Below are 26,992 nucleotides of genomic sequence, written 5' to 3'. Positions count from 1 at the left end.
GGCACGCTCAGCGCGCCCGCCCAGGCCCCGGACCGGTCGACCCGCCCCCGGGACCCCCGGACGAGAGCGGGACGACGCCGGCGAGCCCCGTCGTCCCGCGCGCTGCCGACTGCCGGCCCGGCCCCGCCGGCCCGAGGTGAGCAGCCACCGGACCACCAGCCAGGCGAGCCCGCACCCGGCCAGCACGGTGGTCATCGCGCCACCGGCGACGACGGAGCTGCCGCTGAGCACCAGCAGGGCGCCGACCGTGCCGGCGGCCGCCCGCCAGCCGGCCGCGGCCACCTGGCGCCGCGGCGGCACCGACTCGCGCGCGACGCCGATCGCCACGCAGGCGCTGACGACGGCGGCGAGGACCACCGCGAACAGGCCGGCGCCACCCAGGCCGGTGGCGCCGACGGCCGCCAGCACGGCGCCGACACCGACCAGCAGGCCGAGCCCGATGCGGGCGAGGACACGACGGGGCACCGGGGACCTCCGGGGGACGGGCAGTGCGGGGACGGGCAGTGCGGGACGGACAGTGCGGGGACGGGCAGTGCGGGGACGGGCAGTGCGGGGACGGACAGTGCGGGGACGGGCCGACCCGTTCCCGTGCACTTCCCCGGTCCGGTGTCGTTCACGCGCGCACGGTCGCCGGGACTGGACCGCCCCTTCCAGGGAACTCACAGCCCACCACCAGCCTCGGGCCAGCGCGAGGACGCACAGTGGTGTCATCGCGGCGGGGAGGTCCTGCTGCGACGTGGGAGGACCAGCAACGATGACTGAGCAGAACCGCCCGGCCGACGAGACCGCGTCGGACCGCACCCCGACCACCGGCAGCACCGCCGGTGGCTGGTCGGCACCGGCTCCGCAGGGTCCGGCCCCGCAGACCGCCCCGCCGCCGAGCCCACGGGCCAGCCCGCGGGCCAGGCCGCGGCCACCGGCTGGCAGGCGCCGGCCGCCGGCTGGCAGGCACCGGCCGCCGGCGCCCCGTTCGGCGCCGAGCGGCAGCAGACCCAGCAGTTCGCCGCCCCCGCCGGTGGCCACCGCCCCTGGCCGCCGGTCGGCTGGGGCCCGCAGCAGCCCGCGTACGGCCAGCCGGCCGGCGGCCTGCCGCCGGCGTTCACCCCGCCTGCGGCGGCCAAGCCCGCCGCCCGCTGGAAGATGGGCCTGGCCGGGCTCGTCGCCGGTGCGCTGATCGGCGGCGGCGCCGGTGCCGGCGTGGCGACCCTGGCCGACGACGGCGGCTCGTCGACGCCGAGCACGGCGAGCGCGCAGAGCGTCACGATCACCGACCCCGAGCGGGCGACGACGGCGACCGCCGCGGCCGCCAAGGCCGCGCCGAGCGTGGTGACCATCTACGTCAGCGCCGCGGGCGGCTCGGGGTCCGGTTCGGGCGTCGTCCTCTCCGACGACGGCTACGTGCTGACCAACAACCACGTGGTGGCCCTCGACGGCGCCGGCGGCGCCCCGACCGTGCAGGTGCGCACCAGCGACGGCACCCTCTACGACGCCACGGTGGTGGGCACCGACCCGTCCTCCGACCTGGCGGTGGTCAAGCTGGCCGACGCCAGCGGGCTCACCCCGGCCGGGTTCGCCGACTCCGACAGCATCCAGGTCGGTGACCTCGCGGTGGCCATCGGCGCACCGCTGGGGCTGTCCAACACCGTCACCGACGGCATCGTCAGCGCCACCAACCGCGCGGTGCAGACCGGGTCGACGCAGGACGACAGCACGGTGATCGACGCCATCCAGACCGACGCGGCGATCAACCCCGGCAACTCCGGCGGTGCGCTGGTCGACGCGGCGGGCGAGGTCATCGGCATCAACGTCGCCATCGCCACCGTGCCCAGCAGCGGCATCCCCGGCCAGGAGAGCCAGAGCGGCAACATCGGGGTGGGCTTCGCGATCCCGGCGAACACCGCCCAGCGGATCGCCGAGCAGATCATCGACACCGGCTCGGCCAGCCACGCGCTGCTCGGCGTCACCGCCCGCACCGCGGCGGACGACGGGTCGGCGGTCGGCAACGGCGCCCAGCTGGTGGACGTCAACCCCGGCAGCCCGGCGGCCGACGCCGAGCTCCGGTCCGGTGACGTGATCACCGCCGTGGGCAACCGGCCGATCACGACCTCCACCGAGCTCACCGCGGCGATCCGCAGCGCGGAGCCGGGCGAGACGGTCACGCTGACCGTGCGCCGCGGCACGGACAGCCAGCAGGTCGAGGTCACCCTCGACGAGACCAGCTGACCCGCTGAGCCCCGAGGACCCCGCAGCCGCCCCCGCGGCTGCGGGGTCCTCGTCGTTGCTCCTAGGCTCGTGCGGGTGCCAGGCCCCCAGCAGTCCCCGCCCCTGGCCGTCCCCCTCGCCGGGGCGCTGGACGACCCGCAACGGGCGGCCGATCTGCAGAAGATGAAGCGCCTGGCCACCGGGCTGTTCGGCCTCGCCGCCGCCGTCTTCCTGGCCTGCGTGCTGGTGGGTGAGGAGGCAGGCGCGTGGGTCGGCTACGTGCGGGCGACCGCGGAGGCGTCGATGGTGGGCGCGCTCGCCGACTGGTTCGCGGTGACCGCCCTGTTCCGGCACCCGCTGCGGCTGCCGATCCCGCACACCGCGATCATCCCGCGCAAGAAGGACCAGATCGGCACCAGCCTGGGCGCCTTCGTGCAGGAGAACTTCCTGACCCGCACGGTGGTCGAGGAGCGGCTGGCCACCGTCGACGTCCCCGGCCGGCTCGGCGCCTTCCTGGCCTCCCCCGGCCGCGCGGAGCGGCTCGCCGGGGACGCCGGGGCCGCGCTGGGCGCGCTCACCGACCTGCTCAAGGACGACGAGCTGCAGCCGGCGGTCGCGGCGCTGGTCGACCGCAAGCTCCGGGAGACCCCCGCCGCTCCTGCGGTGGCACGTGGCCTGGAGCTGATGGTCGACGGCGACCGGCACCAGGAGGTGCTGTCGGCGGCGCTGACCGGGCTGGCGAACTTCCTGGCCGACAACCGGCTGGTGTTCCGCGCCCGGCTCGGTGACGCCTCCCCGGCCTGGGTCCCGGACTGGGTCGACGACCGGGTGTTCGACCGGGTCTTCGACCTGCTGCAGGGCTTCCTCGCCGAGGTCGGCGCCGACCCGCGGCACGAGCTGCGGCGCAGCTACGACCACCGGCTGCGGGCGTACGTGGCGCGCCTGCGCACCGACCCGGCGGCCGCGGCGCGGGTGGAGCGGTTCAAGGAGGAGCTGCTCGACCACCCGGCGGTGCGCACGTGGTCGGGGTCGCTGTGGACGACGGCGAAGACCGCCGTCGTCACGGCCGCTGCCGACCCGGACTCCGAGCTGCGGGCCCGGGTGGTCGGCCTGATCCGCTCCGGCGCCGGGGTGCTGCAGACCGACCCGACGGTCCGCGAGCTCGTGCAGCGCCAGTCGGTGCGCGCCGCCGGCTACGTGGTGGAGCGCTTCGCCGGCGACGCGGCGGACCTGGTCGGCACCACGGTGGCCCGCTGGGACACCGAGGAGACCAGCCGCCGCATCGAGCTGCAGGTCGGCCGGGACCTGCAGTGGATCCGGGTCAACGGCACCGTCGTCGGCGGCCTCGCCGGCCTGGTCATCTACACGGTGGCCCAGCTGCTGGGCTGACTCCCCCTGCCCGCCACCAGCACGGTCGTGCGGAGTGGGGCCCGGAGGGTCCCGCGATCGAAGGACGGGGCGGCTCAGCTCAGCCGGGACGGCTCCTGGGCGCGGTGCGGTCCGTCAGGACCGCCGGGCAGTGGCGGCGGCGAACAGCGCGATGGAGGCGGCGACGCTGACGTTGAGCGACTCGGTGTCCCGGGTGATCGGGATGGAGAGGACGACGTCGCAGCGCTCGCGCACCAGCCGGGACAGGCCCGCGCCCTCGGCGCCCACCACCAGCGCGACCGGGTCGGCCAGCCCGTCGTACTCGTGGATGCCCATGTCCCCGTCGGCGGCCAGGCCCACGGTCTGCAGGCCGGCGTCCTGGTAGGAGGCGAGGCTGCGGGCCAGGTTGACCGCCCGGGCGACCTTGAGCCGGGCCGCCGCGCCGGCGCTGGTGCGCCAGGCGGAGCCGGTCATCCCGACCGCCCGGCGCTGCGGGATGACCACGCCGTGCGCGTCGAAGGCCGCCGCCGAGCGGATGATCGCGCCCAGGTTGCGGGGGTCGGTCACCCCGTCCAGCGCGACCAGCAGCGGCGGGCGGCCGGAGTCCCGGGCGATGTCGAGCAGGTCCTCGGGGTGCGCGTAGTCGTAGGGCGGCACCATCAGGCCGATGCCCTGGTGCAACGCCCCGTCGCTCATCCGGTCGAACTCCGGACGGCCCACCTCCATCAGCGGCAGCCCGCGGTCGGCGGCCAGCTGCACCGACTCGGCGATCCGCTCGTCGGTGGCCGCACCGCCCCGCGAGTCGCCGGTGACCACGTAGAGCGCGGTCGCCGGGATCTGCGCGCGCAGCGCCTCCAGCACCGGGTTGCGGCCGAGCAGGAGCTCGGGCGCCTCCTCGTTGCGGCGCTGGACCCGCTGCCGGTTGTCCTGGCGGGCCGCCGCGGCCTTGGCCGCCTTGTACGCCGGGTGGTGCGGCCGGTCGGTGGCCTTCGGGGTGGCCCCCCGACCGGCCAGTGAACGGCGGTTCTTGCCACCGGTGCCGGCGGTGGCGCCCTTCTTGCTCGCGCCGCTCGTGCGACCTCGTCGTTGGCTGTTGCCGGCCATCAGGTCGTCAGCTCCCATCGCGTGCCCTGGGGGGTGTCCTCGACCTGCACGCCCAGGGCGCCGAGCTGGTCACGGATGGTGTCGGCGGCCGCGTAGTCCTTGCGGGCGCGGGCCGCGGTGCGCTGTTCGAGCGCGAGGTGGACGAGGCCGTCGGTGACCTCGACCAGTCGCCGGTCGCCGGCGTCGGCCCACTGCGGGTCGAGCGGGTCCAGGCCCAGCACGGCGAGGCCGGCCCGGACCGAGCCCAGCAGCTCCGCCACCCGGTCGTCGTCGCCGTCGGCGAGGGCCGTGTTGCCCGCGCGCACCTGCTCGTGCAGGTGCGCGACGGCGGCGGGGGTGCCCAGGTCGTCGTCCATGGCGGCGGCGAACTCCGGCGCCGGCTCCTGCTTGCCGGAGTCCGGGCCCACCCGTTCGGCCGCCTTGCGGACGAAGGACTCGATCCGCCGGTAGGCGACCCCGGCGTCGGCCAGCGCGGCGTCGGTGAACTCGATCGTGGACCGGTAGTGCGGGGCGACCAGGTAGTAGCGCAGCTCCACCGGGCGCACCCGCCGGACGACCTCGTCGACCAGCGCGGTGTTGCCCAGCGACTTGCTCATCTTCTCCCCGCCCATGGTCACCCAGGCGTTGTGCAGCCAGTACCGGGCGAACCCGTCGCCGGCGGCCTGGGACTGGGCGCGCTCGTTCTCGTGGTGCGGGAAGCGCAGGTCCAGCCCGCCGCCGTGCACGTCGAACTCCGCGCCCAGGTACTTCTCGGCCATCGCCGAGCACTCCAGGTGCCAGCCGGGGCGCCCGCGCCCCCAGGGCGTGGGCCAGGAGGCGGTGGCCGGGTCGCCGTCCTTCGCCGACTTCCAGAGCGCGAAGTCACGGGGGTCCCGCTTGCGCTCGTCGGTCTCGGTGTCCGCGGCCGGCTGCAGGTCGCCGAGCTTCTGGCCGGTCAGCTCGCCGTACCCGGCGAAGGACCGGACGTCGAAGTACACGTCGCCGTCGACGTCGTAGGCGTGCCCGCGCTCGATCAGCCGCTCGATGAGCTCGACCATCTCCGGCACGTGCCCGGTCGCCCGCGGCTCGTAGGTGGGCGGCAGCGTGCCGAGCACCTCGTAGGCGCGGGTGGCGGCCCGCTCGTTCTCGTACGCCCAGGCCCACCACGGGACGCCGGCCGCGGCCGCCTTGGCGAGGATCTTGTCGTCGACGTCGGTGACGTTGCGGACGTAGGTGACCTCGTTGCCCCGGTGCTCCAGCCAGCGGCGCAGCACGTCGAAGGCGACGGCGAAGCGGATGTGGCCGATGTGCGGCGGGCCCTGCACGGTCAGGCCACAGACGTACATGGAGACCTGTCCCGCACGCAGGGGCGTGAAGTCGCGCACGGCTCGCGCGGCCGTGTCGTACAGGCGGAGGCTCACCGGGCGGATTCTACGGCCGCACCGGACGTGCTCCGGACCACGAGCGCGGTGGCCACCGCAGCCCGACCCTCGCCGCGGCCGGTGAGGCCCAGCCCGTCGGTGGTGGTGGCGGTCAGGCTGACCGGCGCACCGAGCGCCGCGGAGAGCACCGCCTCGGCCTCGGCCCGCCGCGGCGAGGCCTTCGGGGTGTTCCCGATCAGCTGCACGCTGGCGTTCCCGATCGTCCAGCCGGCCTCGGTGAGCACCGCGCGCACGTGCTCGAGCACCGCCACGCCCCGGGCACCGGCCCAGCGCGGGTCGTCGGTGCCGAGCAGGCCGCCGATGTCGCCCAGGCCGGCGGCGGAGAGGACGGCGTCGGTGAGCGCATGGGCGACGACGTCGCCGTCGGAGTGCCCGGCGCAGCCGTGGACGCCGGGCCACTCGAGCCCGGCCAGCCAGCACGGGCGACCGGCCTCGATCGGGTGCACGTCGGTGCCCACACCGACGCGGGGCAGGTCCACGGGGTTCACCGGTTCCTCTCTCCGGGCAGCTGCAGCTCGGCCATCCGCAGGTCGTGCGCGACGGTGATCTTGGCGGCCCGCTCGTCGCCGGCCACGGTGTGCACCGGGATGCCCGCGGCGCGCATCACGGAGGCGTCGTCGGTGAACTCCACGGCCGGCCCGGGGGCCTGCGCGTAGGCACGTACCAGCGTGGTCCGGTCGAATCCCTGCGGCGTCTGCACCCGGCGCAGCGGCGGGCGCGGGACGTCGGCGGCGACCACGCCGTCGTCGTCGACCACGACCGTGGTGTCGACGACCGGCAGCACCGGGACGACGGCGCGGGCACCGGCGGCCAGCGCGGCCAGCACCCGGGCGACGACGTCGGGCGGGGTCAGCGGCCGGGCCGCGTCGTGCACCAGCACGGCGTCCACCTGCTCGCGCGCCGCGGCGAGCGCGGCACGCACCGAGGCGGTCCGGGTGTCCCCGCCGACGACGACCTGCACGTCCGCGGGGAGGACGGCGGTGAAGGCGGCCTGCTGCGGGTCCGGCACCGCCACGACGACGTCGTCGACCCCACCCGCACGGAGCGCGTCGACCGCCCAGCAGACGAGCGGGCGGCCACCGAGCGGGACCAGCGCCTTCGGCAGTTCTGCCCCCAGACGCAGACCACTCCCGGCCGCTGCGACGATGCCGACAGCGTGCACGGGAGTGGTCGTGGTGGTGCGGGGGTGGAGCTGGCTCAGGAGGCCAGCACCTCGTCGAGGAGGACCTCGGCCTTGTCCTCGTTGGTGCCCTCGGCGAGCGCCAGCTCGCTGACCAGGATCTGACGGGCCTTGGACAGCATCCGCTTCTCGCCGGCGGAGAGGCCACGGTCCTTGTCGCGACGCCAGAGGTCACGCACGACCTCGGCGACCTTGTTCACGTCACCGGAGGCCAGCTTCTCGAGGTTGGCCTTGTACCGGCGCGACCAGTTGGTCGGCTCCTCGGTGTGCGGGGCGCGCAGCACCTCGAAGACCCGGTTGAGACCCTCCTGGCCCACGACGTCGCGGACTCCGACGATCTCGGCGTTGTCGGCCGGCACGCGGACGGTCAGGTCGCCCTGGGCGACCTTCAGCACGAGGTACGACTTCTCGACGCCCTTGATGGTGCGCTGCTCGATCGCCTCGATGAGCGCCGCGCCGTGGTGCGGGTAGACAACGGTCTCGCCAACAGTGAAGCCCATGTGGATGTGACCCCTTTCGCCTTGACCAGGTTACCACGGGAGAATGCGGTCCGGCTCGGCAGAGTCCGACAAAAGTGCAGGTCAGGGGCTTGGTCGAGGTCAGCCGGGGGTTGACAGGGAGGTGGTCGGTGTGCAGTCGGAGGACGTCGGGCGTCGCCCCGGCCCGCTCGCGACCGCCGCGGCGATGGCCCGCGCCACCCACCTGGGGCCGACCGTGGCGGTCACCACCGTCGCCGTCCTGCTGGCGCTGACCGCGGGTGTCCCCGCCGGGCGCACCGCGCTGGTCGGGGTCGCCGTGCTGGCCGGTCAGGCGTCGATCGGCTGGTGCAACGACTGGCTGGACGCCGATCGCGACCGGGCGGCCGGGCGCGCCGACAAGCCAGTCGTCCAGGGGGTCCTCAGCCCGGCCCTGCTGCGCCGGGCGACCGCCGTCGCCGTCGCCGTCGCCGTCGGCACCTCGCTGGCGCTGGGGCTCGTCCCGGGCCTGCTGCTGCTGGTGCTGGTCGCCAGCGGCCTGGCCTACGACGCCGGCCTCAAGCGCACCGCGCTGTCCCCGCTCCCCTACCTGACCGGCTTCGGCGCGCTGCCCGCCGGTGTGGTCGCCGCCGCCCCCGGCGCACCGGGCGCCCCGTGGTGGCTGGTGGCCGCCGGCGCCGCGCTCGGTGGGGCCGCCCACGTCGCCAACGTGGCGCCCGACGTCGACGACGACCTGGCCACCGGGGTGCGCGGGCTGCCGCACCGGGTCGGTGCGGTGGCCTCCGCGGTCGCCGGCGCCCTGCTGCTCGGCGCCGCCACCCTGCTGCTGGTGCTCGGGCCGCCCGGCCCGCCCGGTGCGCTCGGCTGGCTGGTCTGCGCCGCCGCCGCCCCGGCCGTGGCCGTCGCCGCGCTGGCCGGCAGCCCGCGCGGTCGGCGGCTGGCCTTCCCCGCGGTCATGCTGCTGACCGTGCTCGACGTCGTCCTGCTGCTCGTCGGCGGCGCGGCGATCAGCTGAACCCGCCGCTCAGAGCGGGTCGGTGCCGCGCGACTGCTCCTGCTCGACGACGGCCTCCAGGTCCCGCAGCCGGCCGAGCCCGGCCAGCGGCTGGCGCATCCGCCGGTTGTCCGCCAGCCGCTCGCGGTTGCGGTCCAGGAACGCCCAGTAGCCGGCGGTGAACGGGCAGGCGTCCTCCCCCACGCGCTTCCTGGGGTCGTAGCGGCAGCCGCCGCAGTAGTCGCTCATCCGGTCGATGTAGGCGCCCCCGGCGGCGTAGGGCTTGGTGGCGAGCGCACCGCCGTCGGCGTGCTGGCTCATCCCGACGACGTTGGCGACCATCACCCAGTCGTAGCCGTCGACGAAGACCCGGTGGAACCAGTCGGTCAGCGCCAGCGGCCGGATGCCGCGCTGCAGCCCGTAGTTGCCCAGCACCATCAGCCGCGGGATGTGGTGCACCCAGCCGCGCTCCCGCACGTCGGCGAGCACGTGCGAGAGGCAGTTGGCGTCGACGGCCTCGGCGTCCAGGTCGGCGAGCCAGGCGGGCACCTCCTGCTGGGCGTCCAGCGCGTTGCCGTGCCGGTAGTCCCGGCCCAGGTGCCAGTACAGGTGCCAGATCCAGTCCCGCCAGCCCATCACCTGGCGGACGAACCCCTCGACCGAGTTCAGCGGCAGCGGGTCCCCGGCGGCCACCGAGTCGCGGTAGGCCTGCTCGGCCCGGTGCACGAGCTCCCGCGGGTCGACCAGCCCCAGGTTGAGCGGCGCGGAGAGCATCGAGTGCGCCAGCCACGGCTCGTCGGCGAGCATCGCGTCCTCGTGCGGGCCGAAGGCGCCCAGCCGGTGGGCCAGGAAGTCCCGCACCCGCTCCTCGGCCTCGGCGGCGGTGACCGGGAACAGCCGGGGCCCGTCGTCGCCGACGAACGCGACGTCCCCGGCCGCCTCCCACGCGTCCAGGTCGGCGCGCACCTGCTCGTCGATCTCGTCCTCGGCCGGCAGCCAGGGCGCCGGGGCCGGCGAGCGGCCGTCGGCCGGCGGCGGCTCGCGGTTGTCGTGGTCGGTGTTCCAGGCGCCGCCGACCGGCTCCGCCCCGTCCATCAGGACGTCGTGCACGCGGCGGGCCACCCGGTAGAAGTCGTCCATCAGCAGGCGCTGCCGGGACCGGCCCTCCGCCCAGCGCCGGAAGTCGGCCTGTCGGGTGACGAAGCCGCGGGCCTCCAGGACGGCGACACCCGGACGCCGCAGCACGAAGTCGCGCGCCGGCCAGGTGGTCGGCGCGCAGACCGACAGCGGCTCGGTGACCCGGTCCAGCGCCTCGCCGTAGGTGTCGGTCTGCAGGAACACCGCCTGGTCGCCGAGCTCGGCGGCCCGGTGCCGCAGGGCGGACAGCAGCAGGTGCGCCTTCTGCCGGTGGAACCGGCGGCGCCGGAACACCGCACGGGACCCGACCAGCAGCACGGGCTGGTCCGGTGCGTCGAGGAAGTGGCCGCCGAGCTGGTCGGCGAAGCACCAGCGCCGGGTGTCCGGGGCCTGAACAGCGAAGTCGGCCGTCGCCGGGTCACCGGCACCGCGCTCCACCGGTGTGCGCGCACCCGCCACGGGCCTCACCTCCCAGCGGACATCGTGGGGGGACCGTTACGCTCAGCGCGACTCGTGCCACCGGCGTCCTCGGTGGCCGGCACGTCTCTGGAGGTCGACGCTGTGAACCGCCGCGCACCGCGCGCTGCCGCGCTGGGTGCCCTGCTGCTGTCCCCGGTCGCGCTCTCGGCCTGCAGCGCCGGGCAGGTGTCCCAGACCGCCAACTCGGAGCAGCAGCTCGGCGTGAACGCCGATGCGGAGGGCGTGGTCCTGCGCGGGCTGCAGCTGCCCTACCCGACCGGCGGCGAGTACCCGGCCGGCAGCGACGCCCGGCTGATCGGCGCGATCGTGAACGAGACCCAGACCGACGACACGCTGGTCTCCGTCACGGGTCCGGACTTCACCGACGTCGAGGTCGTCGACCCCGCCGCGGAGCCGGCCGCAGACGGGAGCACCGGGGGCACCGGCAGCTCGCTCGACCTCACCGTCCCCGCCGGCGAGGCCCTGCTGCTGGGCGGCGGCGACGGGCCGGCGGTCACCCTCGTGGGTCTCTCCAGCTCCGTGGGCGTCAGCCAGTACGTCCCGGTGACGTTCACCTTCGAGGAGGCCGGGGAGGTCACCCTCGACGTGCCGGTCGGGAACCCGGTCCGCGACCTGCCGCGCGGCGAGCAGTTCGACTTCCACGAGGAGGAGGGCGGCGAGGAGGGCGGCGAGACCGGGTCCGAGCCGACCGAGCCCGGGTCCGAGTCCTCGGAGTCCGCGGACGAGTGAGCCGGCGGCTCGGCTCCTCCTCCACCGTTCCGTCGTACCCCGCCGTCACGATGGCGGAGTGCCCCCCTCCGGTGTGAAGTCCGCCCGCCCCGCCCATCGTTGTTCCGAGTGCGGTCACACGTCCGCCAAGTGGGTCGGCCGCTGTCCGGAGTGCCAGGCGTGGGGCACCCTCCAGGAGGTCGGTGCGATCGCCGCCCCGCTCCGGGCGGTCTCGGCCGGCCCGGTGAGCGCCAAGGCCCGTCCGATCGCCCAGGTCGGGCTCGCCGGGGCCCGCGCCGTCCCCACCGGCATCCCCGAGTTCGACCGGGTGCTGGGCGGTGGCCTGGTCCCCGGCGCGGTGCTGCTGGTCGCCGGCGAGCCCGGCGTCGGCAAGTCCACGCTGCTGCTGGAGGTCGCGCACCGGGTCGCCGCGGCGAACGGCCCCACGCTGGTCGTGTCGGGCGAGGAGTCCGCCGCGCAGGTGCGGCTGCGCGCCGAGCGGATCGGTGCCCTGCACGACCAGCTCTACCTGGCCGCCGAGACCGAGCTGTCGGCGGTCCTCTCCCACGTCGAGGACGTCTCCCCCTCGCTGCTGGTCCTCGACAGCGTCCAGACCGTCCGCTCCCCCGCGGTCGACGGCACCGACGGCGGGGCCAGCCAGGTGCGGGCCGTGGCCAGCGCGCTGACCGCCGTCGCCAAGACCCGCGGGATGACCACCATCCTGGTCGGCCACGTGACCAAGGACGGCGCCATCGCCGGGCCCCGGGCCCTGGAGCACCTGGTCGACGTCGTCATCTCCTTCGACGGCGAGCGGCACTCCACGCTGCGGATGATCCGGGCCACCAAGAACCGGTTCGGGCCGGCCGACGAGATCGGCTGCTTCGAGATCGGTGACGGCGGCGTCGTCGGCGTGCCCGACCCGTCCCACCTGTTCGTCTCCCGACGCTCGGCCCCGGTGCCCGGCAGCTGCGTCACGGTGACCATGGAGGGCAGCCGGCCCCTGCTCGCCGAGGTCCAGTCCCTGGTGGCCACCAGCGGCGGAGGCGGCTCGCCGCGGCGGGCCGTCAGCGGGCTGGACTCCCAGCGGGTGGCCATGATCAACGCCGTCGTCGAGCGGCGCGGGGGCATCCGGCTCGGGGACGCCGACGTCTTCGCCGCCTCCGTGGGCGGCGTGCGGATCGCCGAGCCCGCCGCCGACCTCGCGCTGGCCCTGGCGATCGCCTCCGCCTCCAAGGACACCCCGCTGCCCGCCGGCCTGGTCGCCATCGGCGAGGTTGGCCTCTCCGGGGAGATCCGCCGGGTCGGCGGCACCGGCCGTCGGCTGGCCGAGGCCGCCCGGCAGGGGTACACGGCAGCGCTCGTCCCGGTCGACTCCGGCCCCGCGCCGGAGGGCATGCGGCTGATCGAGGTCACCGACCTGGGTGGCGCGTTCGCCCGGCTGTGGTGACGCAGCGTGTCGAGGGTGCGGGCAGCCACCCGGGGGGAGGACCCGAGGTGACCGGGCAGGAGGGGCTTCCGAGTAGCATCAGCCGCCGTACCGCCCGACCGTCAGGAGCGCTCGTGCCCCCCCGCTGTGGACCCCGAGGCCGCCCTGCGGGAACTGCTCGGTCGGATCGCCCCGGGCACCGCGCTCCGGGACGGTCTGGAGCGGATCCTCGCCGGCCGCACCGGAGCCCTGATCGTCCTCGGTTACGACCGGGTGGTCGAGTCGCTGTGCACCGGCGGGTTCGCCCTGGACGTGGCGCTGTCGGCCACCCGGCTGCGGGAACTGGCCAAGATGGACGGCGCGGTGATCGTCTCCTACGACGGCACCCGGATCGTGCGCGCCGGTGTGCACCTCATGCCCGACCCGACGATCCCCACCGAGGAGTCGGGCACCCGGCACCGCACCGCCGAGCGGGTCGCCCTGCAGACCGGGTTCCCGGTGATCTCGGTCAGCCAGTCGATGCACATCATCTCGGTCTACGTCACCGGCCGCCGGTACATCCTCGAGCACCCGACGACGATCCTGGCCCGCGCGAACCAGGCGCTCAGCGCCCTGGAGCGCTACAAGCTCCGGCTGGACGAGGTCGCCAGCACGCTGTCCGCGCTGGAGATCGAGGACCTGGTCACCGTCCGGGACGCGATGAGCGTCAGCCAGCGGCTGGAGATGGTCCGCCGGATCGCCGACGAGATCGAGGGCTTCGTCATCGAGCTGGGCACCGACGGCCGCCTGCTGGCCCTCCAGCTGGACGAGATGCTCGCCGGCGTCGAGGAGGACCGCGGCCTGCTGGTCCGCGACTACCTGCCCAGCGGCCGGCGCGGCCGCACCGGCGAGGAGGTGCTCGCCGACCTGCGGGCCCTGTCGGCCACCGAGCTCCTCGACCTCTCCGCGGTGGCGCGCTGCTACGGGCTGCCCACCTCCCCCGACGCCCTGGACTCCCCGGTCAGCCCGCGCGGGTACCGCCTGCTGGCCCGGGTCCCCCGGCTGCCCGCCGGCATCATCGACCGGCTGGTGACCCACTTCGGTGGCCTGCAGAAGCTGCTGGCCGCCACCATCGAGGACCTGCTGGCCGTCGAGGGCGTCGGCGAGGCCCGTGCGCGCGGCATCCGCGAGGGCCTGTCCCGGCTGGCCGAGACGTCGATCCTCGACCGCTACAGCTGAGGTAGGACCCGTCCTCCTCGCCCCTCGGACGCTCGGGGCGAGCCTCTGGACGGGGCCGGAGGGCCTCCCGGCCCTCAGGTGAGGGTGAGGGCGGCGTCCGGGCTGGTGCGCGTCTCCAGGCGCCCCCGCAGGACGTAGTCGCCCGGGGGCGGCGGAGTCCGCTCGGTGGCACAGTCCGGGCTGCTGGTCAGCCCGCCCCACAGCACCGGGAACGTGACCGACTCCTCCGGCTGCAGGGTCCGGACGTCCGAGGACGTCTCCGGGAAGCAGTCGTTGCTGCCCCAGAGCCGGTTCCCCGCGCCGTCGAGCAGCACGATCTCCTGCAGCTGCTTGTCCAGGGTGCGCGTGCACGGCACCGCGGACACGTTGGTCACCACGAGGTCGAACGTGGGCTTGCTGCCGACCGGGGTGGTCGCCGGCTGGGGCCGCACCTCGACCGAGATCATCTCGTCGCCGCACCGGTCCCCCGGGGTCGGGCCGGTGGGCTCCGGCGCCGACTCCGTGGCGGGCGCCTCCGACGTCGGCGCTGCCGTGGGCACCTCGACCGCGGCCAGCGAGGGCGAAACGCGGTCCAGCAACGGCGGGTCGGCCGGTTCCCCGGTCACCGGGGCCTCCGCCGTGACCTCGGCGTCCTCGCCGATGGCGGCCGCGACCGCCACCCAGCTGCCGCCGCCGAGCACCCCGACGGCGCAGCCGAGCACGAGCAGCCGCCGCCGCCAGTAGACGGCAGCGGGCAGAGGGCCGACCGGGTGGAGCACAGGGCGACGCTAGCCGCCCGTCCCCGCCGGCCGTCGCGCGCCACGCCCGGCTCGGCTGGGCACCGGGCCCACGACTGAACCGGCGGTACCCGCGGGCGATCCACCGGTGACGCTCCGCGACGAACCGGTCCACCGCCCCGCCAGCAGGCAGACTGGGCGCTCGTGAGCGCTCTCCCTGGCACCGACCGGTCCACCGCCGTTCCCAGCCCCGAGCCGGTCGGGGAGACGATCGTCGACTGGTACGCGGGCGCGGCGCGCGACCTGCCCTGGCGGGCACCGGGCACCGACCCGTGGGCGGTCCTGGTCAGCGAGGTGATGCTGCAGCAGACCCCGGTGGCCCGGGTCGAGCCGGTCTGGCGCGAGTGGGTGCGGCGCTGGCCCACCCCGGCGTCGCTCGCCGCAGAGAGCCCCGCCGAGGTCATCCGCGCCTGGGGCAAGCTCGGCTACCCCCGGCGGGCGCTGCGGCTGCGGGAGGCCGCGATCGCCGTCACCGAGCGCCACGACGGCCGGGTCCCGGCCGACGTCGCCGAACTGGAGGCGCTCCCCGGCGTGGGCACCTACACGGCCCGGGCGGTCAGCTGCTTCGGGCACGGCCGGCGGCAGCCCGTCGTCGACACCAACGTCCGCCGGGTCGTCGCCCGGCTGGTGCACGGCCGCGCCGAGGCGGCACCGGCCCGCGCCACCGACCTGACCGACATCGCCGCGCTGGCGCCGGACGACGACGCCCGTGCGGTGCGCTTCTCCGTGGCCGTGATGGAGCTCGGCGCGCTCGTCTGCGTCGCCGGTGCACCACGGTGCCCCGCCTGCCCGGTGCGCGACCGCTGCGCCTGGCGGCTGGCCGGCTCCCCCGCGCACGAGGGCCCGCCGCGCCGGGTGCAGAAGTTCGCCGGCACCGACCGGCAGGTGCGCGGCCGGTTGCTGGACGTGCTCCGGGGCGCGGACGGGCCGGTGCCGGCCGATGCGCTGGCGCCGGTGTGGGACGACCCCGTCCAGCGCGCCCGCTGCCTGGACTCGCTGCTGGTCGACGGGCTGGTCGAGCAGACCGCTGACGGTCGGTTCACGCTGCCCGGCTGAGCCACGCGACCGCCGGCGGCCCGGCAGGGGGCCCGGACACGGCACAGGGGCCGCCTCCCGGTCGGGAGACGGCCCCTGTGTGGACCTACGGGTCGATCACTCGGCCTGCGCGGCCGCCGGACCCTCGTCGTCGCCGTCGGCGCCGGAGAGCGCCACCGGCGGCGTGTCGGGGACGTCGACCGGCTTGGCCTCACCGCGGAAGGTGAAGGTCGCCTTGGTCGGGTCCTCGGACTCGTCGATGTCGACCACCACGATCTGACCGCTGGTCAGCTCGCCGTAGAGGATCTTCTCCGACAGCGCGTCCTCGATCTCGCGCTGGATGGTCCGCCGCAGCGGGCGGGCACCCAGCACCGGGTCGAAGCCCCGGGCGGCCAGCACCTTCTTCGCCGCCGGGGTGACCTCGATCGCCATGTCCTTGTTCCTCAGCTGCGCCTCGAGGCGGCCGAGCATCAGGTCCACGATGTGGATGATCTCGTCCTCGGTCAGCTGGTGGAACACGACGATGTCGTCGATGCGGTTGAGGAACTCCGGCCGGAAGTGCTGCTTGAGCTCCTCGTTGACCTTGAGCTTCATCCGCTCGTAGTTGCTCTGGTTGTCGTTCCCGGCCTGGAAGCCGAGGCCGACCGCCTTGGAGATGTCCCGCGTCCCGAGGTTCGTGGTCAGGATCAGGATCGTGTTCTTGAAGTCCACGATCCGGCCCTGGCCGTCGGTCAGCCGGCCGTCCTCCAGCACCTGCAGCAACGTGTTGAAGACATCGGCGTGCGCCTTCTCGATCTCGTCGAAGAGGACCACCGAGAACGGCTTGCGCCGCACCTTCTCGGTCAGCTGACCACCCTCGTCGTAACCGACGTAACCGGGAGGGGCACCGACGAGCCGCGACACGGTGAACTTGTCGTGGAACTCGCCCATGTCGATCTGGATCAGGGCGTCGTCCTCGCCGAAGAGGAACTGCGCGAGCGCCTTGGCCAGCTCGGTCTTACCGACACCCGAGGGGCCGGCGAAGATGAACGAGCCACCGGGACGACGGGGGTCCTTCAGGCCCGCCCGCGTGCGCCGGATCGCCTGGCTGACGCTCTTGATGGCCTCTTCCTGGCCGATGATCCGCTTGTGGAGCTCGTCCTCCATGCGGAGCAGCCGGGAGGTCTCCTCCTCGGTGAGCTTGAACACCGGGATGCCGGTCCAGTTCGCCAGGACCTCGGCGATCTGCTCGTCGTCGACCTCGGCGACGACGTCCATGTCGCCGGCCTTCCACGCCTTCTCGCGCTCGGACTTCTCACCCAGCAGCTGCTTCTCCTTGTCGCGGAGAGACGCCGCCTTCTCGAAGTCCTGGGCGTCGATCGCCGACTCCTTCTCGCGGCGGACGCCGGCGATCCGGTCGTCGAACTCGCGCAGGTCCGGCGGCGCGGTCATCCGCTTGATCCGCATCCGGGCGCCGGCCTCGTCGATCAGGTCGATCGCCTTGTCCGGCAGGAAGCGGTCGGAGATGTACCGGTCGGCCAGCGTCGCCGCAGCCACGAGGGCGCTGTCGGTGATGCTGATCCGGTGGTGCGCCTCGTAGCGGTCGCGCAGGCCCTTGAGGATCTCCACCGTGTGGGCGAGGGTCGGCTCGCTGACCTGGATGGGCTGGAAGCGGCGCTCGAGAGCGGCGTCCTTCTCCAGGTGCTTGCGGTACTCGTCCAGCGTGGTGGCGCCGATGGTCTGCAGCTCACCGCGGGCCAGCATCGGCTTGAGGATGCTGGCGGCGTCGATCGCGCCCTCGGCGGCACCCGCCCCGACGAGGGTGTGGATCTCGTCGATGAACAGGATGATGTCGCCGCGGGTGCGGATCTCCTTGAGGACCTTCTTCAGCCGCTCCTCGAAGTCACCGCGGTAGCGCGAACCGGCGACGAGCGCGCCCAGGTCGAGGGTGTAGAGCTGCTTGTCCTTCAGCGTCTCGGGCACCTCGCCCTTGACGATGGCCTGGGCCAGGCCCTCGACGGCGGCCGTCTTGCCGACGCCGGGCTCGCCGATCAGGACGGGGTTGTTCTTGGTCCGCCGCGACAGGACCTGCATGACCCGCTCGATCTCTTTGGCCCGCCCGATGACCGGGTCGAGCTTGGAGTCGCGGGCGGCCTGGGTCAGGTTGCGACCGAACTGGTCGAGCACCAGCGAGGTCGACGGCGTGCCCTCGGCCGGGCCGCCGGCGGCGGCCGGCTCCTTGCCCTGGTAGCCGGAGAGCAGCTGGATGACCTGCTGGCGGACGCGGTTGAGGTCGGCGCCGAGCTTCACCAGGACCTGGGCGGCGACGCCCTCGCCCTCACGGATCAGGCCGAGCAGGATGTGCTCGGTGCCGATGTAGTTGTGGCCGAGCTGCAGCGCCTCGCGCAGCGACAGCTCCAGGACCTTCTTGGCGCGGGGGGTGAAGGGGATGTGCCCGGACGGGGCCTGCTGGCCCTGACCGATGATCTCCTCGACCTGCTGACGCACACCCTCCAGCGAGATGCCGAGGGACTCGAGCGCCTTGGCGGCGACACCCTCACCCTCGTGGATCAGACCCAGGAGGATGTGCTCGGTGCCGATGTAGTTGTGGTTGAGCATCCGGGCCTCTTCTTGCGCCAGGACGACCACGCGACGGGCTCGGTCGGTGAACCGTTCGAACATCTGCTGTATCTCCCTCTGACCGGCTGGACCTGCTGTGCTCGTGTCCCCGGCAGGGGACGGTGGACACCCGACGTACGTCGGCGCGCTGGGGCACCGGTCGTTCCACTGTAGTTCGCACCACCCGACCTGCGTCGCGACGAGGCCGTCGGACCTGATCGGGGGCTCGTGAGAGTCAACTGTCGTCCCACTGACGGTGTTCCGCCGCCGGCGTCGCGCCGTTACGCCGTCAGCGGACGCCCTGCCCACCAGACGCCGTACGCACAGGAGGCTGCCGCGTGATCCTGCCGAGGGTCCGGGACCCGCGCCTGGTGACGGTCCGCCGCGGCGGCACCCTGACCGACGCCGACCACCACCTGCTGGCCCTGTGGGCTGCGGCGTGCGCGGAGCACGTGCTCCCGCTGTTCGAGGCGGCCCGGCCGGAGGACCCGCGACCGCGCCAGGCGATCGAGCACGCCCGGGCCTGGGTGCGTGGCGAGGTGCCGATGATGCAGGCCCGCGCCGCCGGCGGGCACGCCATGGGCGCCGCGCGGGACCTGCGGGGCGCACCCCGGCACGCCGCCTACGCCGCCGGCCAGGCCGGGGCCGTGGCCCACGTCGCCGAGCACGACCTGGGCGCGGCCGCCTACGCGATCAAGGCCGCCCGCGCGGCCGCACCAGCGGGCGCCGAGGAGGTCGCCGGACGGCGCGAGTGCCGGTGGCAGCGCGACCAGCTCCCCGAGGCCGTCCGCGAGCTCGTGCTCGACGACCAGCGCCGGCGGAACGCCCTCTGCTGGTCGGTGTTCGACTGCTGAGCCCAGCGCCGCACGAGCCGGAGAACGCCGTCGGCCCGGCCACCCCTGAGGGCGGCCGGGCCGACGTACGGCCCCCTCGCAGGGACCCGGCGCGAGCGTGCGAGTGCCGGGGGGCGAGGGGGTCCTTCTTCAGTGCGCGGCCTCGAAGGCCTCGACCACGCTGGCCGGGATGCGGCCGCGGTCGCTGACCTCGTGACCGTTCTTGCGGGCCCAGTCGCGGATGGCGCCGGCCTGCTCGCGGTCCATCCGGCCGCCGCCACCGGTGGCCCGGGAACGCCCGGCACCGGAGGCCCGCGTGCCGCGGCTGCTCACCTTCCGGGCCGCCGAGACGTACTTCCCGAACACGTCGCGCATCTCCGCGGCGTTCTTCTCCGACAGGTCGATCTCGTACGTCGTCCCGTCGAGGGAGAACGTCACCGTCTCGTCGGCGGGAATGCCGTCGTCGAGATCGTCACTGAGGATCACCTGGACCTTGCGAGCCATTGTTGTTCCACTCCTGTTGCGTCAGCCCCCGTGGCCGGTGCACATTTGCCGACCTGACGGCCGACGGGCCCATTCGACCACATTGCCCGCCATTTCCACCAATCCGCTTGCACATTCCACCAGAAGGGGGCGGAAAAGTGCAGGTCAGGAATGGAGAGGACGCACCAGGGGGAACAGGATCGTCTCCCGGATGCCGAGTCCGGTGAGGGTCATCATGAGCCGGTCGATCCCCATGCCGACGCCCGCCGTCGGGGGCATCCCGTACTCGAGGGCCTCCAGGAAGTCCTCGTCCAGCGCCATCGCCTCCGGGTCACCGGCGGCGGCCAGCAGCGCCTGCTGGGTGAACCGCTCCCGCTGGGCGACCGGGTCGACCAGCTCCGAGTAGCCGGTGCCCCGCTCGATGCCACCGATGTAGAGGTCCCACTTCTCGGCCAGCCCGGGCTCCGTGCGGTGCGCGCGGGTCAGCGGCGAGGTGTCCACCGGGTAGTCGACGACGAACGTCGGCGACTGCAGCGTGTGCTGCACGAGCGCCTCGAACAGCTCCTCCACGACCTTGCCCGGCAGCCAGGCCGGGTCGACGCCGACCTCGTGCCGCGCGGCGAGGGCCCGCAGGTGCTCCACCGGCGTCTGCGGGGTGACCTCCTCCCCCACCGCCTCGGAGACCAGCGCGTACAGCGGGCGCTGCGGCCACTCGCCGGAGAGGTCCAGCTCGGTGCCGTCGTGGTGCCGCGCGACGTGGTCGCCGAACAGCGCGGCGCAGCTCTCCTGGATGAGTTCGCGGGTGATGCGCGCACCGTCGGAGTAGTCGCCGTAAGCGGCGTAGAACTCGAGCATCGCGAACTCCGGGGAGTGCGAGGAGTCGGCCCCCTCGTTCCGGAAGTTCCGGTTGATCTCGAACACCCGGTCCAGGCCACCGACGATGCAGCGCTTGAGGAACAACTCCGGCGCGATGCGCAGGTAGAGGTCCAGGTCGAACGCGTTCATGTGCGTGCGGAAAGGCCGCGCCGCGGCGCCGCCGTGCACGGTCTGCAGCATCGGGGTCTCGACCTCGAGGAAACCGCGTCCGGTGAGGCCGGAACGCAACGCGCTCATCACCGCCGCACGTTCGGCGACGGTGCGGCGGGCCTCGTCCCGGACGATCAGGTCGACGTAGCGCCGCCGGACCCGCAGCTCCTCGCTCATCGGCTTGTGCGCCACCGGGAGCGGCCGCAGCGCCTTCGCGGCCAGCTGCCAGGAGTCGGCGAACACCGACAGCTCGCCCCGGCGGGAGGTGCCGACCTCGCCGGTGACCAGCACGTGGTCGCCGAGGTCGACGTCGGCCTTCCAGGCGGCCAGCGCCTCCTCGCCCACGCGGTCGCGGGAGAGCATGACCTGCAGCTCGGTGTCGCCCTCCCGCAGCGTCGCGAAGCAGAGCTTGCCGGTGTTGCGGGAGAAGATGACCCGCCCGGTGACGCCGACCTGCTGGCCGGTCATGGTGTCCGGCGGCAGGTCCGGGTGCGCCACGCGCACGTCGGCCAGGCCGGCCGTGCGGGCCACCGTCACGGGGTACGGGTCGACCCCGGCCTCGCGCAGCCGGTCCAGCTTGGCCCGCCGGACCCGCAGCTGCTCGGGGAGTTCGTCGTCGCCGTTGCCGGGGGGTTCCTCGTTCACGGGGTCCCAGCCTACGGCGGGGCGAGTCAGCGCTGGGCGGTACCGCCCTGGTGGCGCTCGAACGCCAGCCGCAGGCCGTGCACGGTGAGGTCCGGGTCACGCTCGGAGATGGACCGGCAGCTGTCGGCGACCAGCCGGTGCAGCCCGCCGGTGGCGACCACCACCGGCGCGGCACCGAACTGGGCGACCAGCTCCCCCGCGATCCGGTCGACGAGCCCGTCGACGAGGCCGGCGAAGCCGAGCACCAGGCCGGACTGCAGCGCGGCCACGGTGTTCTTCCCGATCGCCTGGGCGGGCACGGTGAGCTCCACCGAGCGCAGCTGCGCCGCCCGGGTGGCCAGTGCGTCCAGGCTGACCTCGACCCCGGGCGCGAGCGCCCCGCCGAGGAACTGCCCGGCCGGGCCGACGGCGTCGACGTTGGTGGACGTGCCGAAGTCGACGACGACGACCGGCCGGCCGCTGCCGTCGGGCCGGCGGCCGTACCGCTCGTGCGCGGCCAGGGCGGTGACCACCCGGTCGGCCCCGACCTCCCGCGGGTTGTCCACGTGCAGCGGCACGCCGGTGCGCACCCCCGGGCCGATCAGGGTGACCGGCACGGCCAGGGAGTCCAGCAGCTGGCGCAGCGCCGGCAGCAGCGCGGGCACCGTGGAGCAGGCGGCCACACCGGTGACCTCGGCGTCGCGCAGCAGCCCCCGCCACAGGAACAGCAGCTCGTCGGCGGTGGCCCCCGGCTGGGTGGTCACCCGCCAGCTGCCGACCCGGCGGTCACCGTCGAAGGTGGCCAGCACGGTGTGGCTGTTGCCGACGTCCACGGCGAGGAGCACGTCAGCCGGTCCGGAGGTCGAGCGCGAGGTCGAGGATCGGCGAGGAGTGGGTGAGCGCGCCGACGGAGAGGTAGTCGACGCCGGTGTCGGCCACCGCGCGGGCGACCTCCAGGGTCAGCCCGCCGGTGGCCTCCAGGTCGACGTCCAGGTCGCCCACCAGCGCGACGGCCTCCCGCAGCTGGTCGGTGGTCATGTTGTCCAGCAGCAGGAAGTCCGCGCCGGCGTCCAGCGCCTCGCCCACCTGCGCGACGGTGTCGCACTCGACCTGCACGGTCACCCGGGGCGCCCGCTCGCGCACCAGCGCCACGGCGGCGGCCACCGAGCCCGCGGCGGCGACGTGGTTGTCCTTGACCATCGCCACGTCGTACAGGCCCATCCGCTTGTTCGACCCGCCGCCGCACCGCACCGCGTACTTCTCCAGCGGCCGCAGCCCGGGCGTGGTCTTCCGGGTGTCCAGGACGACGGCGCCGGTGCCGGCCACCGCGTCCACCCAGGCGCGGGTGGCGGTGGCGATGCCGCTCGCCCGGCTGGCGATGTTCAGCGCGCTGCGCTCCGCCGCCAGCAGCGCCCGCACCGGGCCGCGCACGGTGAGCAGCACGTCACCGCGGCGCACCCGGTCGCCGTCGGCGGCCGGGGCGGTGAGCGTGGCCCCGGGGGCGAGCCGGGTGAACACCCGGGCGGCCACCGGCAGGCCGGCGACCACGCCGTCCGCGCGGGCCACGAGGTCCGCCGTCCCGAACTGGTCGCCGGGCACGGTCGCGGCGCTGGTGACGTCGTAGCCGACCGCGACGTCCGACTGCCGGGGCAGCGGGGCGCCGCCGGTGAGGTCCTCGGTGAGGGTGCGCTCGACCAGCTCGTCGACCCAGGCCGCCTCCAGGCCGGTGCCGGTCAGATCGGTGGCCGCCCTCACCAGTGCACCGCCGGGGACGTGCCGACGGGACGGCGGGTCACCGTGACCCCGCCGTCGGCGGCCAGGCGCACGTCCAGGTGCACCCGCCAGGCGTCGTCGGCGTCGGGGTGGTCCTCGCGCCAGTGGCAGCCACGGGTCTCCTCGCGTGCGGTGGCCGCCGCGGTGATCGCGGTGGCCACGGTGAACAGGTCGGTGGTCTCCCAGCCGGGCACGCCGGGCTCGACGTCGTCGCCGGCCTGCTCGGCCAGGAGCGCGATCCGCTCGCCGGCGGCGGCCAGGCCGGCGCCGCTGCGCAGCGCGCCCACCCGCGCGGACATGGTCGCGGTCAGCGCGCCCCGCACGCCGGCGTCCAGCAGCCCCGCCGGGCGGGGGTCCGTGCCGGCAGGCGGCCCGGGGACCGGCAGCTCGCGGGCCAGCGCCGCGCCGATGCGGCCGGCGAAGACCAGGCCCTCCAGCAGGGAGTTCGACGCCAGCCGGTTGGCCCCGTGCACGCCGGTGCAGGCGACCTCCCCGCAGGCGTAGAGGCCGGGCACGGTCGTCCGGCCGGCCAGGTCGGTGACCAGGCCACCGGAGGCGTAGTGCGCCGCCGGGGTGACCGGCACCAGGTCGGTCACCGGGTCGATGCCGGCCTCGCGGCAGCGGGCCACGATGGTCGGGAAGCGGGCCGCCAGCCCGGGCACGTGCCGGGCGTCGAGCCAGACGTGGTCGACGCCGTCGCGCAGCTGCACCCGGGTGATCGCCTTGGCGACCACGTCGCGCGGGGCCAGCTCGGCCAGCGGGTGCACGCCGGCCATGAACCGCTCACCCGCGCCGTCGCGCAGCACCGCCCCCTCCCCGCGCAGCGCCTCGGAGACCAGCGGCTGCTGACCGCGGGCGTCCGGGCCGAGGTACAGGGCGGTCGGGTGGAACTGGACGAACTCCAGGTCGGTGGCGACCGCGCCGGCGCGCAGGCCGAGGGCGACGCCGTCGCCGGTGGAGACCGAGGGGTTGGTGGTGGAGGCGTAGACCTGCCCCATGCCGCCGGTGGCCAGCACGACCGCCCGGGCGCGCACCGCGCCGACGCCGTCGGCGCTGCCCTCCCCCAGCACGTGCAGGGTCACCCCGGACGCCCGGCCGGTGGCGTCGGTGACCAGGTCCAGCACCATCGCGTGCTCGACCAGGGTGATGCCCGGGTCGGCGGCCACGGCCTGCACCAGCGAGCGCTGCACCTCCGCGCCGGTGGCGTCCCCGCCGGCGTGCACGATCCGGTCGGTCGAGTGCCCGCCCTCGCGGGTGAGCAGCAGCCGGCCGGTGGGGTCGCGGTCGAAGGCCGCACCCCAGCTGATCAGCTCGTGCAGCCGCTCGGGCCCCTCGGTGACCAGCGCCTGCACCGCAGCCGGCTCGCACAGCCCCACACCGGCCACCTCGGTGTCCCGGGCATGCGCGGCGGGGGTGTCGGCCGGGTCGAGGACGGCGGCGATCCCGCCCTGCGCCCAGCGGGTCGAGCCGTCGCCGACCTCGTCCTTCGTCACGACGGCGACCGACAGCCCGGCCGCGCGGGCGTGCAGCGCGACGCACAACCCGGCGACCCCGGAGCCGACGACGCAGACGTCGGCGGTCAGCTCCCAGCCGGGGGCCGGCGCCGCCAACCGCGCCGGCAGCCGGACGGGCACGGCCGCAGAAATGGCCATTTCTGCGGCAGGGGTCACCGGACCGGGACGCCGCGGTCGCTGCGCCGCTGGTCGGGCGCGCCGGGCACCGGGGCCGAGGGGTCGGCGCCGAGCTCGACGACGCGGTTGGCGCCGTCGACGTGCACGACCTTCGGCAGGTACGACTTGGCCTCGGTCTCGTCCATCAGGCCGTAGCTGATCAGGATGACGAGGTCGCCGGGGTGCACCAGGTGCGCGGCCGCGCCGTTGATGCCGATGACGCCGGACCCGCGCTCGCCGGGGATCACGTAGGTCTCCAGCCGGGCACCGTTGGTGACGTCGACGATCGCCACCTGCTCGCCGGCCAGCAGGTCGGCGGCGTCGAGCAGGTCCTCGTCGATCGTCACCGAGCCGACGTAGTGCAGGTCGGCCTGGGTCACGGTGGCGCGGTGGATCTTGCTCTTGAGCATCGTGCGCATCATCGGGGGCTCCCCGCGGGGTGGGTCGGTCGGGACAGGTGGACAGCGGTGTTGTCGATGAGTCGGGTGCTGCCGGCGCGGGCCGCGACCAGCAGGCGGGCGGGCCCGGCGACGGGCGCCGGCCCCAGATCGGGATCGGTCAGTTCCAGGTAGTCCTGGAGCAGGCCGGGGGCCTCGGCGAGCACCGCGCGGGCCGCGGCCAGGACGGCGTCGGCGCCCCGCGGGCCCGCCTGGGCGCCGGCGCGCAGCGCTGCGGACAACGCCGCGGCGGCCCGGCGCTGTTCCGGGTCGAGGTAGCGGTTGCGGGAGGACAGCGCCATGCCGTCGGCCTCGCGGACGGTCGGGACGCCGACCACCTGCACCCCCAGCGCCAGCTCGCGGGCCATCGCCCGGATCAGCGTGAGCTGCTGGTAGTCCTTCTCGCCGAAGACGGCGACGTCCGGGCGGACCAGACCGACGAGCTTCGCCACCACGGTCAGCACACCGGCGAAGTGCCCGGGGCGGACCGCGCCCTCCAGCACCGACCCCAGCGGACCCGGCTGCACGGTGACGCCCACCGCGCCGGCCGGGTAGACCTCCTCGACCGGCGGGTGGAAGACGACGTCGGCGCCCTCCTCGGCCAGCGCGGCCAGGTCGGCGTCCCAGGTGCGCGGGTACCGGTCGAAGTCCTCCCCCGGCCCGAACTGGGTGGGGTTGACGAACACCGAGACGACGACGCTGCCGCCGAGCTCGCGCGCTGCGCGGACCAGCGTCCGGTGGCCCTCGTGCAGCGCGCCCATGGTGGGCACCAGGACGACGGGGCCGGGCAGCCCGTCCCGCAGGCGGTACAGCTCGGCGGTGGTCTCCACCACCAGCGGCGTGCTCATCGGGCGGCCTCCTCGGCGGAGCCGTCGAGCAGGTCCAGCAGCGGATCGGCCTCCTGCCGCCGCAGCCGACCGGCCGCCAGCGCCCGCTCGGTGGTGCGCCGGGCCAGTGCCACGTAGGCGTCCACCGACTCCGGCGCCCGCTCGGCGAGGGTCTCCAGGTGGTCGCGGACGGTGCCGACGTCGCCCCGGCTGACCGGGCCGGTGAGCCCCCGGTCGCCGCGGCGCAGGCCGTTGTCCAGCGCTGCGGTGAGCAGCGGGCCCAGCACCCGGGCAGGCGCGTCGACGCCGGCGGTGCGCAGCAGGTCGGCCGCCTCGGCGACCAGGGTGACCAGGTGGTTGGCGCCGGTGACGAGTGCCGCGTGGTAGAGCCGCCGGTCGGCCTCGGCGACCCAGAACGGCTCGCCGCCCATCTCCAGCACCAGCATCTCGGCGACCGCCCGGTGCTCGGGCCGGCTGGTCACCCCGAACGGGCTCGCGGACAGCCGCTGGGCGTCCTCGGGGCCACCGGAGAAGGTCATCGCCGGGTGCAGCGCGAGCGGCAGGACGCCGGCCCGCTCGGCCGGCTCGAGCACGGCCAGGCCGTGCGCGCCCGAGGTGTGGAACACCAGCTGACCGCGGCGCCAGCGGCCGGTCTCGGCGAGGCCGGTGACCAGCCCGGGGAGCGTGTCGTCGGGGACCGCGAGCACGACCAGGTCGCTGTCGGCGACCACCTCGTCGGCGGGGCGCAGCGGCACCCCGGGCAGCAAGCGGGCGGCGCGCTCGCGGGTGGCCGCCGAGAGGCCGGCAGCGGCGACCACGTCGTGGCCGGCGGCGGCCAGCGCGGCGCCGAGCACGGAACCGACCCGGCCGGCGCCGATGACGCCGACGCGGAGCCGGGCGGGGGCCTCGGGGGCCGGGGCGAGCCCGGCGGCGGGCAGAGCGGACGGCGCGGCGTCTCCCGCGCGGGAGGGACGGACGGGCATCCCGGTGCACCCTCTCGTTCCAGTCCCTGACGGGTACCGGACTCAGGTCGCGTCGTCCCACGTCGTCGTGGGCCGTGTGTCGTGCTGTTCGGTGTCGTGCTGTTCGGTGTTCCTCGTTCGGCACCCCGCCCGCTGCAACCGCCCGCAGGCGTGTCGCGCAGGTGGCGTGTCCGCACCGAGTCTGTCACCGTCCCGGCGTCGGGCAACGGCGGG

General features: G+C 75.0%; 24 protein-coding genes. 8 read left to right on the top strand and 16 right to left on the bottom strand.

Going from position 1 to position 26,992, the window contains the following annotated elements; genetic code table 11:
- Positions 1–1,140: 1,140 nt before the first annotated feature.
- Together JD78_RS20830 and JD78_RS20825 are read left to right on the top strand one after the other, a co-directional pair.
- The gene (locus JD78_RS20830; RefSeq protein WP_153362317.1) at positions 1,141–2,223 is read left to right on the top strand and encodes a S1C family serine protease; all 1,083 of its coding nucleotides are present in this window, start codon (positions 1,141–1,143) and stop codon (positions 2,221–2,223) included.
- 75 nt (positions 2,224–2,298) lie between these two features.
- A complete protein-coding gene (locus JD78_RS20825) occupies positions 2,299–3,591 on the top strand; it encodes a DUF445 domain-containing protein (protein ID WP_153362318.1) in 1,293 nt (430 codons plus the stop codon).
- Positions 3,592–3,705: 114 nt separating this feature from the next.
- On the opposite strand, the gene rlmB is transcribed toward JD78_RS20825, so the two are convergent.
- Genes rlmB through JD78_RS20800 form a run of 5 tightly spaced genes read right to left on the bottom strand, consistent with a single transcriptional unit; the run spans position 3,706 to position 7,775 of the window.
- Positions 3,706–4,692, bottom strand: coding sequence for a 23S rRNA (guanosine(2251)-2'-O)-methyltransferase RlmB (gene rlmB, locus JD78_RS20820; protein ID WP_228395424.1), 987 nt, complete (start codon positions 4,690–4,692; stop codon positions 3,706–3,708).
- A complete protein-coding gene (cysS, locus tag JD78_RS20815; RefSeq protein WP_166521374.1) occupies positions 4,674–6,074 on the bottom strand; it encodes a cysteine--tRNA ligase in 1,401 nt (466 codons plus the stop codon). The genes rlmB and cysS overlap by 19 nt, the downstream gene beginning before the upstream one ends.
- Entirely contained in the window at positions 6,071–6,574 is a 504-nt protein-coding gene (gene ispF, locus JD78_RS20810; RefSeq protein WP_166521373.1) for a 2-C-methyl-D-erythritol 2,4-cyclodiphosphate synthase, read from the bottom strand. Before ispF ends, cysS begins: the two co-directional genes overlap by 4 nt.
- A 5-nt stretch (positions 6,575–6,579) precedes the next feature.
- A complete protein-coding gene (gene ispD / locus JD78_RS20805; RefSeq protein ID WP_153362319.1) occupies positions 6,580–7,257 on the bottom strand; it encodes a 2-C-methyl-D-erythritol 4-phosphate cytidylyltransferase in 678 nt (225 codons plus the stop codon).
- A gap of 35 nt (positions 7,258–7,292) precedes the next feature.
- Positions 7,293–7,775 (bottom strand): CarD family transcriptional regulator, encoded by a 483-nt coding sequence (locus JD78_RS20800; RefSeq protein WP_153362320.1) that lies wholly within the window; start codon positions 7,773–7,775, stop codon positions 7,293–7,295.
- Positions 7,776–7,905: 130 nt separating this feature from the next.
- On the opposite strand from JD78_RS20800, the gene JD78_RS20795 reads away from it, so the two are divergent.
- Entirely contained in the window at positions 7,906–8,766 is an 861-nt protein-coding gene (locus tag JD78_RS20795) for a UbiA family prenyltransferase (protein WP_243731099.1), read from the top strand.
- A 9-nt stretch (positions 8,767–8,775) separates the two neighbouring features.
- Here the strand turns inward: JD78_RS20795 and JD78_RS20790 are convergent, their stop codons facing one another.
- On the bottom strand, positions 8,776–10,341 hold the full coding sequence (locus JD78_RS20790) for a cryptochrome/photolyase family protein (protein WP_243731098.1): 1,566 nt from the start codon (positions 10,339–10,341) through the stop codon (positions 8,776–8,778).
- 102 nt (positions 10,342–10,443) lie between these two features.
- Between JD78_RS20790 and JD78_RS20785 the strand changes: the two genes are divergently transcribed.
- The 3 genes from JD78_RS20785 to disA all read left to right on the top strand — a co-directional run bounded on the left by JD78_RS20785 (position 10,444) and on the right by disA (position 13,714).
- The gene (locus JD78_RS20785; RefSeq protein ID WP_166521372.1) at positions 10,444–11,091 is read left to right on the top strand and encodes a copper chaperone PCu(A)C domain-containing protein; all 648 of its coding nucleotides are present in this window, start codon (positions 10,444–10,446) and stop codon (positions 11,089–11,091) included.
- A 58-nt stretch (positions 11,092–11,149) separates the two neighbouring features.
- Positions 11,150–12,517 (top strand): DNA repair protein RadA, encoded by a 1,368-nt coding sequence (radA, locus tag JD78_RS20780; RefSeq protein WP_153362307.1) that lies wholly within the window; start codon positions 11,150–11,152, stop codon positions 12,515–12,517.
- A gap of 126 nt (positions 12,518–12,643) precedes the next feature.
- The gene (disA, locus tag JD78_RS20775; RefSeq protein ID WP_166521371.1) at positions 12,644–13,714 is read left to right on the top strand and encodes a DNA integrity scanning diadenylate cyclase DisA; all 1,071 of its coding nucleotides are present in this window, start codon (positions 12,644–12,646) and stop codon (positions 13,712–13,714) included.
- 74 nt (positions 13,715–13,788) lie between these two features.
- Here the strand turns inward: disA and JD78_RS20770 are convergent, their stop codons facing one another.
- Complete coding sequence (locus tag JD78_RS20770; RefSeq protein ID WP_166521370.1) at positions 13,789–14,472, bottom strand: MucR family transcriptional regulator; 684 nt, start codon at positions 14,470–14,472, stop codon at positions 13,789–13,791.
- 162 nt (positions 14,473–14,634) lie between these two features.
- On the opposite strand from JD78_RS20770, the gene JD78_RS20765 reads away from it, so the two are divergent.
- Entirely contained in the window at positions 14,635–15,546 is a 912-nt protein-coding gene (locus tag JD78_RS20765) for an HhH-GPD family protein (protein WP_153362305.1), read from the top strand.
- Between the two features lie 96 nt (positions 15,547–15,642).
- On the opposite strand, the gene JD78_RS20760 is transcribed toward JD78_RS20765, so the two are convergent.
- Complete coding sequence (locus JD78_RS20760; protein WP_153362304.1) at positions 15,643–18,186, bottom strand: ATP-dependent Clp protease ATP-binding subunit; 2,544 nt, start codon at positions 18,184–18,186, stop codon at positions 15,643–15,645.
- A gap of 275 nt (positions 18,187–18,461) precedes the next feature.
- Between JD78_RS20760 and JD78_RS20755 the strand changes: the two genes are divergently transcribed.
- A complete protein-coding gene (locus JD78_RS20755; protein ID WP_153362303.1) occupies positions 18,462–18,977 on the top strand; it encodes a putative immunity protein in 516 nt (171 codons plus the stop codon).
- A gap of 129 nt (positions 18,978–19,106) precedes the next feature.
- Here JD78_RS20755 and JD78_RS20750 read toward each other — a convergent pair whose 3' ends face one another.
- The 8 genes from JD78_RS20750 to JD78_RS20715 all read right to left on the bottom strand — a co-directional run bounded on the left by JD78_RS20750 (position 19,107) and on the right by JD78_RS20715 (position 26,779).
- Entirely contained in the window at positions 19,107–19,460 is a 354-nt protein-coding gene (locus JD78_RS20750) for a histone-like nucleoid-structuring protein Lsr2 (protein ID WP_153362302.1), read from the bottom strand.
- 144 nt (positions 19,461–19,604) lie between these two features.
- Positions 19,605–21,110, bottom strand: coding sequence for a lysine--tRNA ligase (gene lysS / locus JD78_RS20745; RefSeq protein WP_153362301.1), 1,506 nt, complete (start codon positions 21,108–21,110; stop codon positions 19,605–19,607).
- A 26-nt stretch (positions 21,111–21,136) separates the two neighbouring features.
- Positions 21,137–21,934, bottom strand: coding sequence for a type III pantothenate kinase (locus JD78_RS20740; RefSeq protein WP_153362300.1), 798 nt, complete (start codon positions 21,932–21,934; stop codon positions 21,137–21,139).
- A 1-nt stretch (position 21,935) separates the two neighbouring features.
- Positions 21,936–22,844, bottom strand: coding sequence for a carboxylating nicotinate-nucleotide diphosphorylase (gene nadC / locus JD78_RS20735; RefSeq protein ID WP_153362299.1), 909 nt, complete (start codon positions 22,842–22,844; stop codon positions 21,936–21,938).
- A complete protein-coding gene (locus JD78_RS20730) occupies positions 22,841–24,514 on the bottom strand; it encodes an L-aspartate oxidase (protein WP_166521369.1) in 1,674 nt (557 codons plus the stop codon). Before JD78_RS20730 ends, nadC begins: the two co-directional genes overlap by 4 nt.
- Before the next feature lie 14 nt (positions 24,515–24,528).
- Positions 24,529–24,954: an aspartate 1-decarboxylase gene (panD, locus tag JD78_RS20725; RefSeq protein ID WP_153362298.1), complete on the bottom strand. Its 426-nt coding sequence runs from the start codon at positions 24,952–24,954 to the stop codon at positions 24,529–24,531.
- Complete coding sequence (panC, locus tag JD78_RS20720) at positions 24,951–25,817, bottom strand: pantoate--beta-alanine ligase (protein WP_166521368.1); 867 nt, start codon at positions 25,815–25,817, stop codon at positions 24,951–24,953. Before panC ends, panD begins: the two co-directional genes overlap by 4 nt.
- Positions 25,814–26,779 carry a Rossmann-like and DUF2520 domain-containing protein gene (locus JD78_RS20715; RefSeq protein WP_208104171.1) on the bottom strand — a complete coding sequence of 322 codons (966 nt, stop codon included), beginning with the start codon at positions 26,777–26,779 and terminating at the stop codon, positions 25,814–25,816. Before JD78_RS20715 ends, panC begins: the two co-directional genes overlap by 4 nt.
- Positions 26,780–26,992 lie beyond the last annotated feature (213 nt).

The sequence above is a fragment of the Modestobacter roseus genome (assembly GCF_007994135.1).
In the GTDB taxonomy this organism is placed as follows: domain Bacteria; phylum Actinomycetota; class Actinomycetes; order Mycobacteriales; family Geodermatophilaceae; genus Modestobacter; species Modestobacter roseus.
Note: the sequence above shows the minus strand (reverse complement) of the source record. Positions and strands in the feature narration are given on the sequence as shown.

What these genes read in the sequence shown, in the direction of transcription:
- JD78_RS20800 (WP_153362320.1), bottom strand. Translation starts at nt 7,775, where the DNA reads ATGGGCTTCACTGTTGGCGAGACCGTTGTCTACCCGCACCACGGCGCG.
- panC (WP_166521368.1), bottom strand. Translation starts at nt 25,817, where the DNA reads ATGAGCACGCCGCTGGTGGTGGAGACCACCGCCGAGCTGTACCGCCTG.
- rlmB (WP_228395424.1), bottom strand. Translation starts at nt 4,692, where the DNA reads ATGGGAGCTGACGACCTGATGGCCGGCAACAGCCAACGACGAGGTCGC.
- JD78_RS20750 (WP_153362302.1), bottom strand. Translation starts at nt 19,460, where the DNA reads ATGGCTCGCAAGGTCCAGGTGATCCTCAGTGACGATCTCGACGACGGC.
- JD78_RS20830 (WP_153362317.1), top strand. Translation starts at nt 1,141, where the DNA reads ATGGGCCTGGCCGGGCTCGTCGCCGGTGCGCTGATCGGCGGCGGCGCC.
- JD78_RS20760 (WP_153362304.1), bottom strand. Translation starts at nt 18,186, where the DNA reads ATGTTCGAACGGTTCACCGACCGAGCCCGTCGCGTGGTCGTCCTGGCG.
- JD78_RS20715 (WP_208104171.1), bottom strand. Translation starts at nt 26,779, where the DNA reads ATGCCCGTCCGTCCCTCCCGCGCGGGAGACGCCGCGCCGTCCGCTCTG.
- panD (WP_153362298.1), bottom strand. Translation starts at nt 24,954, where the DNA reads ATGATGCGCACGATGCTCAAGAGCAAGATCCACCGCGCCACCGTGACC.
- JD78_RS20730 (WP_166521369.1), bottom strand. Translation starts at nt 24,514, where the DNA reads ATGGCCATTTCTGCGGCCGTGCCCGTCCGGCTGCCGGCGCGGTTGGCG.